This is a genomic window from Streptomyces sp. DH37, assembly GCF_029813835.1.
GTDB lineage: Bacteria > Actinomycetota > Actinomycetes > Streptomycetales > Streptomycetaceae > Streptomyces.
Genome location: NZ_JARVKV010000007.1, coordinates 96,982 through 109,933, shown reverse-complemented (window position 1 = coordinate 109,933; position 12,952 = coordinate 96,982). Strand labels below are relative to the sequence as shown.

Genomic DNA, 12,952 nt, shown 5'->3' with positions numbered 1-12,952 from the left:
GCGGCGACACGTTGGCGCGTACACGACGGTTCTGTGGCGGGCGGGTGACGCGGGCCGCGCGGCGGGCCGCGCCGCCCGTGCGGCGGCGGGACGGCCGCGGCGCGGAATAGGGGGCGGGCGGGGCGGGGTTGGCCGGTCATGGACACCAGGGGCACGGGGGCCGCAACCCCGGACGTACTGCGCTACACCGCCTTCTCATCCGACCCGGACGGCGGCAACCCGGCCGGAGTCGTCCTCGACGCGAGCGGCCTCGACGAGGCGCGGATGCTCGCGGTCGCCGCCGAGGTCGGCTACTCGGAGACGGCCTTCCTCACTCCCCCGCCCCCGGGTCTGGACGCCGCGCCGGGCCGCGGCTTCACCGTCCGCTACTTCAGCCCGGAGGCCGAGGTGCCCTTCTGCGGCCACGCCACGGTGGCCGCGGCGGTCGCGCTCGCCGAGCGGGACGGGCCGGGGGAGCTGGTGTTCGCCACCCCGGCCGGGACCGTCCCCGTCACGGTCGCCGGGAGCGCCGGCGCGCTGCGCGCCACGCTGACCGGCGTCGAGCCGTACGTGGCGGAGATCGGCGGCGAGGACCTGGCCGAGGCGCTGGCCGCGCTCGGCTGGCACGCCGGCGAACTGGACCCGGAACTGCCCGCCCGCATCGCCTTCGCCGGCGCCCGGCACCTGGTGCTCGCCGCCGCGACCCGCGAGCGGCTGGCCGCGCTGGACTACGACTTCGGGCGGCTGAAGGCGCTCATGCTCCGGCTGGACCTGACCACCCTCCAACTGGTGTGGCGGGAGCCGCAGTCGCGGGCCGCGCCGGGGACCGTGCCGGGGACGGTCTTCCACGTCCGCGACCCGTTCCCGGTCGGGGGCGTGGTGGAGGATCCCGCCACGGGGGCGGCCGCGGCGGCGTTCGGCGGGTATCTTCGCGCCCTGGGCCTGATCACCGCGCCGGCGGTCCTCACCCTCCACCAAGGGCACGACATGGGCCGGCCCGGACTGCTGGAGGTCGAGCTGCGCCCGGACGACCCGCGCGTGCGGGTGTCGGGGGCGGCGGCCCGCATCGGGTGAGCCGCGGGAAGGGACGGGACATGAGCGGAACGGGCGGACCGGGTGGACCGGCCGGCATACCGGGGGCGCAGGGGGCGCAGGGCGCGAACTTCGGCGCGTACCAGAGCGAGATCTACCTGAACGGCCTGGGCGGGCAGCTCCCTCCGTTCACCACCGACCTCACCGCCCTGGAGGCCTCGGCCCGCGAGCGGCTGGCGGACGGCCCGTTCCACTACGTGGCCGGGGCGGCCGGGTCCGGCGCGACGGACCGCGCCAACCGGGAGGCGTTCGGCCGGTGGCGGATCGTCCCGCGCATGCTGCGCGACGCGACCGTGCGCGACCTGCGCACCACCGTGCTGGGCACCGCGATGCCCGCCCCCGTCCTGCTCGCGCCCGTGGGCGTGCAGTCGATCGTCCACCCGGAGGGCGAGCTGGCCACCGCGCGGGCCGCGTCCGCCCTGGGCGTGCCCATGGTGCTGTCCACCGCCTCCTCCCACACCCTCGAGGAGGTGGCGGAGGCGAGCGGCGACGGACCGCGCTGGTACCAGCTGTACTGGCCGAACGAGGACGACGTCTGCGTCAGCATCCTGGAGCGGGCCAGGGCGGCGGGCTTCACCACGCTGGTGGTCACCCTCGACACCTGGACCCTGGCCTGGCGCCCGCACGACCTGGACCTGTCCTACCTGCCGTTCATCCGGGGCGTCGGCACGGCGATCCCCTTCTCCGACCCGGCCTTCCGCGCGGGGCTGGAGAAGTCCCCGGAGGAGGACCCGATCTCGGCGGTGCTGCGCTGGGTGCCGATGTTCACCGGCACCGACAGGTCCTGGGACCGGCTGCCGTTCCTGCGCGAGCACTGGGACGGCCCCGTGGTCCTCAAGGGCATCCAGCACCCGGACGACGCCCGGCGCGCGGTGGCGGCGGGCATGGACGGCATCGTGGTGTCCAACCACGGCGGTCGCCAGGTGGACGGCGCGGTGGCCTCCCTGGACATGCTGCCGGAGATCGCCGAGGCGGTGGGCGACGAGATCGAGGTGCTGTTCGACTCGGGGGTGCGCACCGGCGCGGACGTGGTCAAGGCGCTGGCGCTGGGCGCGCGGGCGGTGCTGGTCGGCCGCCCGTTCGCGTACGGCCTGGCGCACGGCGGCGAGGAGGGCGTGCGGCACGTGCTGCGGAGCCTGCTCGCCGACCTGGACCTGACGCTGGGGCTGTCGGGGCACCGCTCCCCGGCGGAGCTGTCGCCGGAGGTGCTGCGGCGGCAGCCCTGAACGCCGCTTCGGACGCCCCCTGAACGCAACCCTGAACGCAGCTCCGGACGCCGCTTCGGACGCCGCTTCGGACGGGCCGCCCGCCCCCGCGCCTCACCCGGCGAGGGCGGCGGGCAGTTCCTCCAGGGAGCGGATGACGCGGACCCCGTCGGCGGGAGCCCCCTCCCGCGTGCCTCCCCAGCCGGTGTCCCCGCGGTCCAGCCAGTACGCGCGCAGGCCCGCGTCGCGGGCGCCCACCGCGTCGACGGCGTGGTCGTTGCCGACGTAGGCCACCTCGTGCGGCTCGAGGCCCAGCAGGGCGCAGCCCGCCAGGAAGATGCCCGGCGCGGGCTTGGCCTCCCCGTGCTCCTCCGAGCAGACCAGCGCGTCCCCGAAGTACGCCAGCAGGCCGAGGGCCGCCAGCTTCTCGCGCTGGTGCGGCAGGGAGGAGTTGGAGACGACGCCGAGGCGGTAGCGGGGCGCGAACCCGGCCAGGACGGCCGAGGCGCCGTCCACGGCCCTGCGGGCGGCGTCCCGGTGGGCCGTGTACCCGGCGAACCAGGCGCCGGCCTCCTCGTCGGACATGCCGTCCGCCCCCGGCCGCCCGACGCGGGCCAGGAACCGGCGCACCCGGGCGCGGCGGTGTTCGGCGAAGGTGATCTCGCCCGCGGTGTAGCGGGCGTACTCGGCCCGGGTGATCTCCCGCCAGAGCGCGACCGCGGCGGAGGGCTCTGCGAAGCGCTCCAGCAGACCCCCGGCGGCGAGGTGGGCCAGCAGTCCGGCCTCGTCCGAGCCCGAGTAGTCGAACAGCGTGTCGTCGACGTCGAACAGCACCCCGCGAACGGCCACCATGCCGCGCCTCCCCGCCCTCGCGCCCGGACGCCCCGGCGACCGCCCGACCTCGCTGTGCCGCGAGCATGACACGCACCGTCACACCGGCCAAGGGCGTCCTTCGGTCACTCCCCCGCGTACTCGCCGGGCCCCTCGGACCGCTCCGCCTCCTCCGCGGCGTCCGATTCGGCCCTGGTGCGGTGCACGGTGCCGTGGGCGTGCTCGGGCGGGGCGTAGAGGGAGTACAGCTTCAGCGGCTCGTCGCCGGTGTTGACCACGTTGTGCCAGGTCCCGGCCGGGACGAGGACGACCCAGTCGTCGACGACCTCGCGGTCGAAGGACATCCGGTCCTCCTCCGGCCCCATCAGCACCCGCGCCCGCCCGGCCTCCACCCGCAGGAACTGGTCGCGGTCGATGTGCATCTCCAGCCCGATCTCGCCGCCCGGCTCGACGCTCATCACCGTCAGCTGGAGGTTGGTACCGGTCCACAAGGTGGTGCGGAAGCGGTCGTTGGTCAGGGTCGCCTGCTCGATGTCCAGTGCGTGGGGGCGCGGCCCGTGGTCCCTGAACGCCTCGGAGCTCATGGCGGTATTCCTTCCGTCGCGTACCGGCATTATCCGCGGCGATCCGCTTCCGGGCGGGGACGCCGGTCCGGTGCGCGTACGGCGGCGGCACGTGCCGCGCGGCCGGTCAGGCCATCGGTTCCTTCGGCCCACCGGCCTCCGGGACGATCCCCCGCCGGACCGGGTGGAGGCGACCTCGACGACCATCGGCACGCCGCTCGGGTCCGACCACTCGCCGCGCCCGGCGAAGTACCGCTTCGGGGCCGGCACCCCGTCGGGGCGGGCCCGGCCGCTGCCGCACTCCCCGACGACGAGCCCCGGCTCGGGATGGAGATGCGCAGTTCGGGGCGCTGTGCCGTACAGCGCTCCGGCAGCCACATGACGATCTCTCCGTGGTCCCCGTCCGGCACCGGCTTGACCCTCGGCCCTCCACGGTAGGGGCGCCGTCCGCCCCGTGCGCACGGTGGCGGCGCTCCCGCCGGGGAAGGCCGGGGAGGCCCGGCGCTCACCCGAAAGGGTCATCGGGCCGGTGGACGGGCGGCGGCGGGCGCGGTTCACGCCCTCTTCGCCAGTTCCCCGACGAGGGCCAGGGAGTCGGCCGGGGAGAGGGCCTGGGCGCGCAGGGCGGTGTAGCGCTGCTCCAGCGCCCGGACGGCGGCGGAGCCGGTGACGAGGCGGCCGTCGGCCCGGACCACCGCCGTCCGGCCGTCCTCCGGTTCCAGCAGGGCGAACGGGCCCTCCGTCCCGGCGTGGTCCTCCAGCGCGGTGGGCATCACCTGCACCTCCACCTGCCGGCGCTGCCCCACCTCCCACAGATGGGCGAGCTGCCCCCGCAGCACCTCCCAGCCCCCGTACGGCCGGTGCAGCACGCTCTCCTCCAGCACGCAGCTCAGCAGCGGCACCGGCGGCCGGGCCGCGTGCGCGGCCAGCCTCTCCTCGATCGTCTCCTCCGGCAGCAGAGGGCGCGCCATCCGCAGCACGGCGCGGGCGTACCCGGCCGTCCGCAGCGGCTCGGGCACGGTCATCGTCGCGTAGCCGTGCCAGGCCGCCACCGTCTCCGGCACCACCCGCCCGGCACCTCCCAGCCGGACGTGGGCCATCAGGTCCACGGCCGCGCCCAGCACGCCTCCGGCCTTCAGCACGCTGTCGGCGGCGGTCAGGAACTCCGGCTGCGGCACCCGTCTCCCCTGCTCCAGCGCGGCCACCGTCGCCGGGCTGTAGCCGACGCTCCTGCCCAGCTCCGGCCGCTCCAGCCGCGCCCGCGTCCGCAGCAGCCGGATCTGCCGCCCCACGCACCGCAGCACCTCCGCGCCGCTGACCTCCCCGGTCACCGCCACCGTCCTGCCTTCCGTCATCGCCTCTCCTCCCTCCCGTCCGCCGTGTGCGGCAGCCGGCCGGGTACGGAGCCGGGTCCGGGCGCGGGCCGGGCGTCGTCCAGGACACCGGTGGGCGGCGCGTCGGAGGCGGCCGGGACGGCCCACGTCGCGCAGGCCACGGCCCCGAGGCCCAGCACGTTCGCGGCGGCGAGGACGGCCCCGGCCGCGAGACCGTCCGGCTCCGGCAGGCGGAGGGACCGGACGGCCCGGACGGCCCGGAGCACACGGCGGCGGACGTTCACCCGGCCACCTCCCGGAGCGCGTCCGGCGCGGTGGTCCACTCCACGCCGCCCCCGACCGGAGCCAGCCACGCCACCGGCGGGCCGCTCCCCGGCCGGAGCGCCGGCCCCGTCCACGCCCGGCAGCCGTCCGGCTCGGGGCAGACCGCCCGCAGGATCCCGGTGCGGCCGGTGGCGGTGTCCAGCACGGTCCGCCCCAGCAGCGGGTGCTCCCGGTGCCCCAGCCCGGTCTCCCGCCCGGCCGCCCTCACGGCGCGCTCCTCAGGTCGCCGACCTCGGCCCACCGGCGCGGCTCACGCCCGCCCTCGCGTCGCGGCAGGGCCCGCGCCGGGCGGCCCGTGCCGACGTCCAGGACACGTACGCCGGTCGCCGGCCGGGGGAACGCGCCGGAGGGCGCGGGGTCGTCCGTGGTCATGGTCATCGTCGCTGTCATCGCCTCGTTCCGGGTCGTGGGGCCGGTCGTCGTCGAGGGCGGTCGGCTCCTCGCCGTCCGGCGCTTCCGTCCCAGTCAACGGCCGGCCGTCACCGTGGGTAAGGAAAAGCCGGAGCCCTGCGGATCACCCCCAACCGGAAATTTCGCTCACTCGGTCCTACCGAACGAGTTCGAGTGGCTACGGTGAGCGAGTGCAGAGGAACCAGAGCCTCAGAAGTCGCATGCTCGAAGCGGGCCTCACCCAGGCCGAGTTGGCCGAGGCCGTGAACACCTGCCTGCGCTCCCGCGGCCACGAGGGGACCGTCAGCGACCGGACGGTGCGCAACTGGCTGACCGGAAAGACGGTTTGGCCCCACCCCCGGCAGAGGCAGGCTCTAGAAGCGGTGTTCGGTTGCGCCGTCGAGGAGTTGGGCTTCACGGCTCCGGCGGGCAGGCACGGCGCCGCGCCCCCACCGGAGCAGGAGGAGCCCGTGCGACGCCGTCACTTCCTCACCGCCACCACCGGAACGACCGCGGGGGCCGTCCCCCTGGTCGCCGCCGCCAGGCCGTCGTCCGTCGGCACCTCCGACGTGATCCGGCTCCGCGAAGGGCTGGAGGCCCTCACCGCTCTGGACCACACCCGAGGCGGGCACGAGAGCCTGGAACGCGCGGCACTGTCCGGCGCCGGTCGGGCACTGGACTTGCAGAAGCGCGCGGCCTCCCAGCGCATCCGGCAGCGCCTGTTCGGTGTGGCGGCCGACTACACGGTCACCGCCGCCTGGTCCATGATCGATTCCCAGCGTTCCGGCCACGCGCACCAACACTTGGACAGGGCCCTGTATATGGCCCGGATGGCACAGGACTCCGCCACGGAGCTGTGCGTGTGGAATGCCTACGCGATGCTGGCCCGTGAGCGCCGGGACTACACACAGGCAGTCGATGCCGCGCAGGCCGCGCAAGCCACCAACGCCGCACGCCGTGACCCGCTGTTCGCCTCGCTCGCCCACGCCCGTGCCGCGATCGGCCATTCCTGCCTCGGCGACCGCCAGGCAGCCCTGCGCTCCCTCGGCTACGCCTGGGAAGTTCTCGGCAAGGCGTCTTCGGTGGAATCCCGGCCGAGCTGGGTCGCCTTCTACGGCCCCGCGGAACTGAACTCACTCACCTCAATCGTCCACAACCGCTTGGGCGACCCGGCAAAGGCCGAGGCCGCCTCGCACCGGGCCCTGTCCGTCTTTCCCGGCCGACTCCGCCGCAACCGAGCCATGGCCACGCTGCGGCTCGCCATGGCCCAGCTCCACCAGCGCGACATCGAGCAGGCCTGCGCGACCACCGAGACCGCGTTCCAGTTGATGGAAGGCACTCCCCTCCCCGGCAGGATGCGCTCCCGCCTCGGCGACTTCCACCGCGACCTGATCACCATCGCCCCCGACTCCGCCGTCGCGCGGGAGTGGGGCGACCGTCACCGCAGCGAATGGACCCTCGCATGACGATCGCCACCGGCCTGGACCTGCGCCACTACGCCCATGAGGACCTGCCGGACATCCGGCAGACCCTCCTGGACGTACACGCCGACGCCTACGCGGACCGGCTGGACGACCCGTTCGTCCAGCGCTTCCCCTGGTTCGTGGACCACTGGGGCGGGAACCCCGGTTTCTCCTGCGTGATCGGCTTCGACGGCGACGAGCCGGTGGGCTTCGCCTACGGCGCGCCGGCCACCCCCGGCCGCGAGTGGTGGCGGGAGTACCTGGCCCAGGCCCCCGAGGCGTCCCGCACCTTCGCCGTCTCGGAGCTGATGGTGCGCCCGCGCTGGCGCAAGACCGGCGCCTCCCGACTCCTGCACCACGGGCTGCTGGCGAAGCACGACGAGGACCTGGCCGTCCTGCTGGTGGACGTCGCACACCCCAAGGTGCAGGCGCTGTACGAGTCCTGGGGCTACCGGAAGGTCGGCGAGCGGCAGCCCTTCGCCGACTCCCCGCTCTTCGCGGTGATGCTCGCCGAGCTGCCGCTGCCCGACTGATCACCACGTGCAGCGCAGACCCGGGCGGCGGATCCGTCGCCCGGTGTGCCGGGGCCGGACACGACACCGCCCACGGCGGGACGTTCCGCGCTGCGGAGCCGCACCGCACACCGTGAGACCCGGCCGGACACCGCGTCCGGCACACACCGGAGACGAGGCAGGCCATATGGACAATCCCCCACCCACGAGGGTCGCCGTGGTCGGCGGCACGCGCGGCATCGGCGCTGCGATCACTTCCACGTTCGTGACCGCCGGGGCGGACGTCCTCCTGATCGGGCGCAGCGTTCCGGAGCACGTGCTGGAGACCTTCCGGGGAGCCGGGCGCCGTGCCGGACAGACCGTGGAGGGGCTGGCTCTCGACGTCACCGAGCGCGACTTCGCGCATCGGCTGGCCGAGTCCGCCCGGACATCGCTCGGCGGCCTGGACGTGTTGTGCCTCAACGCCGGCGTCTTCCCCAACAGGCCGCTGGCGGACATGACGCACGCCGACGTACGCGAGGTCTTCGCCACCAACGTGGAGAGCCAGATACTCGCCGTCGCGGCGTGCGTGCCGCTGCTGCGGGAGTCGAGACGCGGCCGGATCGTGCTGACGTCCTCGATCACGGGCCCGCTCACGGGTTTTCCGGGCTGGAGCCACTACGGCGCGAGCAAAGCCGCGCAGCTGGGCTTCATGCGTACGGCCGCGCTGGAACTCGCCCCGTACGGCATCACCGTGAACGCGGTGGCTCCCGGCAACGTGATGACCGAGGGGCTTGAGGAGCTGGGGGAGACCTACCTCGCCCAGATGGCCGCGACCGTCCCCCTGGGCCGCCTCGCCCGGCCGCAGGAGATCGCCGACGTGGTGGAGTTCTTCGCCGACGAACGGGCGTCGTTCATCACGGGACAGGTCGTCACCGTCGACGGCGGCCAGACCCTGCCCGAGTCACCGGAAGCGGTGCTGCCGGCCGGTACGGACGCCCCGTCCTGACCCGCGGCACCGCGGCTCGGCCGCCCCGCCGAACGGCGGCAGACGAGCCGCGCTGTACGCCGGGTTCTGTCTCCGGCGGGCCTCGCGGCCCGCCGGGAGGCGGCCATCCATCTGGGACCGGTGTCACCACCGGCCTCGTGCGGTCTACCCGCGGACTCGGGCGGGCCGCCCTCGATCGTCCGCGCAGGGCCGCCGTCACCGTTCGGCGGCGACCCCTCTTGACCTTGCTCCGGGTGGGGTTTACCGAGCCGCCCAGGTCACCCTGGGCGCTGGTGGTCTCTTACACCACCGTTTCACCCTTACCGGGGGCGGTGAGGCCCCCGGCGGTCTGTTTTCTGTGGCACTTTCCCGCGGGTCACCCCGGGTGGGCGTTACCCACCACCCTGCCCTGTGGAGCCCGGACGTTCCTCGACGTTCACCCCGGAGGGATCCCGCCGCGACCGCCCGCACGACTCGTCTGCCGTACCGGCCATGCTATCCCGCCGCCGTGTGCGGTGCGGACGCGCGGGCCGCGCTTGACCCTGCCGCGACGTCAACGTGTTGACTTCGGGGCATGAGGATCGGCGAGCTGGCCGCGCTGGCGGGCGTCACCACCCGCACCGTGCGGCACTACCACCATCTGGGGCTGCTGCCCGAGCCCGCGCGGCGGGCGAACGGCTACCGGGAGTACGGGCTGCGCGACGCGGTCGCGCTGGCGCGGGTGCGGCGGCTGACCGGGCTGGGGCTGGGCCTGGAGGAGGTGCGCGACGTCCTGACCGCCGGTGAGCCGGACGCCGGGCGCGAGCTGCGCGAGGTGCTGGAGGAGCTGGACGCCGACCTGGCCCGGCAGGAGGAGGCGCTGCGCGAGCGGCGGGCCCGGGTGCGCGGGCTGCTGGAGCTGGCCGGGCGCGGCGAGCTGCCCGCCGAGGGGCCGGTCTCCCCCGAACTGGCCGCGCTCTTCGGCGAGATGGCCCGCGCCACCTCCCGGCTGCCGGGCCCGGAGCCGGCGACGGCGGTGAGGGAGCGGGAGCTGCTGGCCCTGATGGACGCGGCGCCGGACGGGGGCGGCCGGGAGGTGGTCGCGGCGCTCGGCTCCCTGGGCGGCGATCCGGCGGCGATGGACCGGATGTACGAGGTGTACGCCCTGTTCGACGAGCTGGCGGAGGCGGACGTGGACGACCCGAGGGTGGCGCGGGCGGCCCGTGCGGTGGCGGACGGCGTACCGGAGGAGGCGGCGGAGATGCTCCGGGAGCAGGCGGGCGCCTCGTCCGGCGGGGCCGGGGGCTTCGAGGAGGCTCTCGGGAGGGGGTTCGAGGGGGACGGCGGTCTCGCCGGCGCGCTCTTCGCCGATCTCGCCCCGGCGCAGGCGGAGGCGCTGCGGCAGGCGATGCGGCTGTTGGTGGTGCGGGCGGAGGACGCCCGGTGAGGCGGGCGGCGCGGTGGGGGGCCGCGGTGGTGCTCCCGGCCGAGGCGGCGCTGGTGGTGTGCCTGGTGGCGGGGGTGCGGATTCCGTGGCCGGTGCTCGCGGCGGCGGAGGCGGCGGTCGGGTGCGTGCTCGCGGCCGAGGCGGCGGTGCTGGTGCGCGCCTGGCGGAGGGCCCGGCGCGGAGGGCTGAGCGGCCGGGACGCGGCGGGCGAGGCCGTACGGGCGGCCGTGCCCGTGCCGGTGCGGCGGCTGCTGGCGCACGAGGCCCGGGTGATGGCGAGCCTGGTGCGGTGGGCGGCGCGGCGCCCCCACGGGGTGGGCGCCGGCGGCACGGCGGTGCCGTACGCGGGCGGGCAGGCGGCGATGGCGTACGGGCTGCTGTTCGTGGCCGTGGTGGAGACGGCGGTGATGGCGGTGCTGCTGGCCGACTGGCCGGTGGCGCACGCGGCGGCGCTGGTGCTGGACGTGTGGGGCGTGCTGCTGGTGCTGGGGTTCCACGCCTCCTGCGTGGTGCGTCCGCACGTGGTGGGCGCGGACGGCTCGCTGCGGGTGCGCTACGGCGCGCTGGTGGACGTGGCGGTGCCCGCGGGGTCGGTGACGGCCGTCCGCGTCGAGCACCGCTTCCCCCGGGGGAGGCCGGTGGAGGTCGCCGGCGGCGTGCTGGACCTGGCCGTCGGCGGCCGGACCACGGTGACGGTGGAGCTGGACGCGCCGGTGGAGGTCGTCCGCCCGCTCGGCGGCCGGGAGCGGGCCCGGGTGCTGCGTCTGTACGCCGACGATCCGCGGGCGGCGGTGGCCGCGCTGCGGGAGGGGCTGGGGAGCCGGGGCGCGGCCTGCTGACGCACCGGGCCCGGGCCGGTTCCGCGGGGCCCGGACCCGGCGTCCGTCAGGACCCGCGTCAGGACTTCCCCCCGTCGCCGAACGTCTCCTCGCGGGTGGACTTCCCGGTGCTGCGGTCCTCCACCTCGCCGCCGGACTCGGCGGGGTCGGCCCCGATGGCCTCGCGGGCGGCCTCGCCGCCGGTGCTGCGGTCACCAAGGTCCGCGCCGGAGCGCGGCATGTTCCCGGTGCCCTGGACGTTCCCCTTCCCCTTCCTCGGGGCGTCCGTCCCCCGGGAGGTCTCCTCGCCGGCCCGTCCCCCGGCGGCGGCCGGGTCGACGCGGCCCTTCGCGGTCTCCCCCGACAGGTGGCGGTTGCGCTCCCGGGCGATCTCCGCCAGGTCCTGGTCGTGGTGCTTGTCCTGCTCGGCCATGGTGTTCCCGCTTCCCCGGCCGTCCGGGGCCGCCCGGACGGCCGTATGAGCCGGTCCCTGCCACCTGGAGTCCGCATACGGGCTTTTCGCCCGTAACGGGCAGGGCTTTCCGCGGGCGGGTGCCCGCCCCGCGGACCCGTATGCCTCCTCGTCCGCTCCCCGTGCGGCGCCCACCGGGCGGCGCGGCCTGCGCGGCTTGCGCGACCTGCGTGGCCGCTACATCGACCGCGTCTCGCCGCTGCGGTCGGCGTACGCCTCGACCGTACGGCCGTCCAGGGCCGCCAGGACGCGCCGGTGCAGGTCGTGGACCCGCTCGGCGTCCGCCGGGCCGACGGAGGAATCCATGGTGTCCCGGACCAGGTCCGCCGCCTGCCGCACCTCCGCCGCGTTCCGGTCGTCGCCGTGCACGGCCGTCGCCAGGTCCCGCAGCAGGCGCAGCAGGGCCGCCAGCACGGTGGGCTCCCCAGCGGAGAAGCGCCGCAGCTGCCCGCAGGCCAGGTCGAGGTAGTACCGCAGGTCCCGGTCGGGGACGACCGCCCGCCCGACGCCGTCCCCGTCCTCGTGGAGGGTCGGCCCCAGACGGCGCCCGGCGAGCCTCACCAGCAGGTCGGCCATGTGGCCCACGGCGGTGGACGCGGTCACGGGGTCGTTGATCCCCGGGGACATCGCCTTGACCGCGATGTCCTCCAGTTGTCGGAAGCCGAAGGCCACGTCCTGCTCGAGGGTCCGCTCGTAGCCGAGCCGCACGGCGTCGTCGACCGCGGCGGCCGTGCCGTCGGCGTACGGGTCGGGCGGGTCCGCGGAGGGGTCGCGCGCCCACACGGTGGCGATCGGGTTCCCGGCGACGAGCAGGTCGCCGGGGCGGATGCTCAGCCGGACGACGGTGTCGCTCCGGCGCGCGCACGCCACCAGCGCCCCGACGTCGACCAGCCGCACGAACCCGCTGCTGCGCCCGTACACCGTCGCGCCGCGCGCCTCGTCCAGGTCCAGCTCGTCCGGGGAGCGCGGACGCGGGTCGTCGCGGGCGGGGTAGAACATCCTGATCGCGTCGCCGGTCTCGTCGTGGACGTCGAGCATCATGGAGTCCACCCGCAGTTTGCGGACGATGTGGCTGAGGAAGCCCAGCACGGCCGCCAGGGACGCGACGCCGAGCGCCGACGCCAGGAGCAGCGCGACGACGGGCAGCGCCTCGTCGGAGTTCATGAAGGCCAGGGTCGTCAGCGCGAACACCAGGGTCGTGAGCAGCACCGTCAGGACGGCCTTGAGCACCCGGTCGTGGGCGTAGCGCCGCAGCAGCCGCGGGGAGAACTGCTGGGAGGCCAGTTGCAGCGTCACCACGGTGACGCTGAAGGCCAGGGTCGCCACCGTGACCGACGAGGTGGCCACCACCTGGAGCATCGTGGAGGCCGAGGAGTGGTCGCCCGGCCACAGGGCGGCCGGCCCGGTCCCGGAGCGGGGCCGGACGCGCTCCAGGAGCATCGCGGCGACGAGGGCGATCCCGCCCCCCGCGGTGGGCCACGTCCACAGCGGCGAGCGGGAGGTCTCCGCCCGGGGGCTCCGGTTGCGCTGGAGGAGCTTCACGCCCGGCCGGGTACCGCGCCCGCGGCGGCCGATG

The 12,952-nt window shown here is 75.6% G+C and carries 15 protein-coding genes and 1 other RNA gene; 7 read left to right on the top strand and 9 right to left on the bottom strand.

The window, feature by feature from the left end; translation table 11 throughout:
* The first annotated feature begins 138 nt into the window (after positions 1 to 138).
* Positions 139 to 1,053, top strand: coding sequence for a PhzF family phenazine biosynthesis protein (locus tag QC029_RS06420; RefSeq protein ID WP_279554441.1), 915 nt, complete (start codon positions 139 to 141; stop codon positions 1,051 to 1,053).
* A gap of 20 nt (positions 1,054 to 1,073) precedes the next feature.
* On the top strand, positions 1,074 to 2,297 hold the full coding sequence (locus QC029_RS06415) for a lactate 2-monooxygenase (RefSeq protein WP_279554439.1): 1,224 nt from the start codon (positions 1,074 to 1,076) through the stop codon (positions 2,295 to 2,297).
* A 93-nt stretch (positions 2,298 to 2,390) separates the two neighbouring features.
* Here QC029_RS06415 and QC029_RS06410 read toward each other — a convergent pair whose 3' ends face one another.
* The 6 genes from QC029_RS06410 to QC029_RS06385 all read right to left on the bottom strand — a co-directional run bounded on the left by QC029_RS06410 (position 2,391) and on the right by QC029_RS06385 (position 5,706).
* Entirely contained in the window at positions 2,391 to 3,128 is a 738-nt protein-coding gene (locus QC029_RS06410; RefSeq protein WP_279554438.1) for an HAD family hydrolase, read from the bottom strand.
* A 104-nt stretch (positions 3,129 to 3,232) separates the two neighbouring features.
* Positions 3,233 to 3,691: a cupin domain-containing protein gene (locus QC029_RS06405; protein WP_279554436.1), complete on the bottom strand. Its 459-nt coding sequence runs from the start codon at positions 3,689 to 3,691 to the stop codon at positions 3,233 to 3,235.
* A 533-nt stretch (positions 3,692 to 4,224) separates the two neighbouring features.
* Positions 4,225 to 5,025 carry a helix-turn-helix transcriptional regulator gene (locus tag QC029_RS06400; RefSeq protein ID WP_279554435.1) on the bottom strand — a complete coding sequence of 267 codons (801 nt, stop codon included), beginning with the start codon at positions 5,023 to 5,025 and terminating at the stop codon, positions 4,225 to 4,227.
* Positions 5,022 to 5,288, bottom strand: a complete 267-nt coding sequence (locus QC029_RS06395) for a hypothetical protein (RefSeq protein ID WP_279554434.1) — start codon at positions 5,286 to 5,288, stop codon at positions 5,022 to 5,024. The genes QC029_RS06400 and QC029_RS06395 overlap by 4 nt, the downstream gene beginning before the upstream one ends.
* Positions 5,285 to 5,536, bottom strand: coding sequence for a hypothetical protein (locus tag QC029_RS06390; protein WP_279554433.1), 252 nt, complete (start codon positions 5,534 to 5,536; stop codon positions 5,285 to 5,287). The genes QC029_RS06395 and QC029_RS06390 overlap by 4 nt, the downstream gene beginning before the upstream one ends.
* Positions 5,533 to 5,706 carry a hypothetical protein gene (locus tag QC029_RS06385; protein WP_279554431.1) on the bottom strand — a complete coding sequence of 58 codons (174 nt, stop codon included), beginning with the start codon at positions 5,704 to 5,706 and terminating at the stop codon, positions 5,533 to 5,535. The genes QC029_RS06390 and QC029_RS06385 overlap by 4 nt, the downstream gene beginning before the upstream one ends.
* A 203-nt stretch (positions 5,707 to 5,909) precedes the next feature.
* Between QC029_RS06385 and QC029_RS06380 the strand changes: the two genes are divergently transcribed.
* The 3 genes from QC029_RS06380 (at position 5,910) to QC029_RS06370 (ending at position 8,681) form a co-directional block, all read left to right on the top strand.
* The gene (locus QC029_RS06380) at positions 5,910 to 7,184 is read left to right on the top strand and encodes a helix-turn-helix transcriptional regulator (RefSeq protein WP_279554430.1); all 1,275 of its coding nucleotides are present in this window, start codon (positions 5,910 to 5,912) and stop codon (positions 7,182 to 7,184) included.
* A complete protein-coding gene (locus QC029_RS06375) occupies positions 7,181 to 7,714 on the top strand; it encodes an N-acetyltransferase (protein WP_279554428.1) in 534 nt (177 codons plus the stop codon). Before QC029_RS06380 ends, QC029_RS06375 begins: the two co-directional genes overlap by 4 nt.
* Before the next feature lie 166 nt (positions 7,715 to 7,880).
* Entirely contained in the window at positions 7,881 to 8,681 is an 801-nt protein-coding gene (locus tag QC029_RS06370; RefSeq protein ID WP_279554427.1) for an SDR family NAD(P)-dependent oxidoreductase, read from the top strand.
* 39 nt (positions 8,682 to 8,720) lie between these two features.
* On the opposite strand, the gene rnpB is transcribed toward QC029_RS06370, so the two are convergent.
* Positions 8,721 to 9,137, bottom strand: an RNA gene (gene rnpB / locus QC029_RS06365) — RNase P RNA component class A.
* 97 nt (positions 9,138 to 9,234) lie between these two features.
* Here rnpB and QC029_RS06360 point away from each other — a divergent pair.
* Positions 9,235 to 10,086: a MerR family transcriptional regulator gene (locus tag QC029_RS06360; protein ID WP_279554426.1), complete on the top strand. Its 852-nt coding sequence runs from the start codon at positions 9,235 to 9,237 to the stop codon at positions 10,084 to 10,086.
* Complete coding sequence (locus tag QC029_RS06355) at positions 10,083 to 10,925, top strand: hypothetical protein (RefSeq protein ID WP_279554424.1); 843 nt, start codon at positions 10,083 to 10,085, stop codon at positions 10,923 to 10,925. Before QC029_RS06360 ends, QC029_RS06355 begins: the two co-directional genes overlap by 4 nt.
* 58 nt (positions 10,926 to 10,983) lie before the next feature.
* On the opposite strand, the gene QC029_RS06350 is transcribed toward QC029_RS06355, so the two are convergent.
* The gene (locus tag QC029_RS06350) at positions 10,984 to 11,337 is read right to left on the bottom strand and encodes a hypothetical protein (protein WP_279554422.1); all 354 of its coding nucleotides are present in this window, start codon (positions 11,335 to 11,337) and stop codon (positions 10,984 to 10,986) included.
* A 216-nt stretch (positions 11,338 to 11,553) separates the two neighbouring features.
* A complete protein-coding gene (locus QC029_RS06345; protein WP_279554421.1) occupies positions 11,554 to 12,918 on the bottom strand; it encodes a DUF2254 domain-containing protein in 1,365 nt (454 codons plus the stop codon).
* Positions 12,919 to 12,952: the final 34 nt, after the last annotated feature.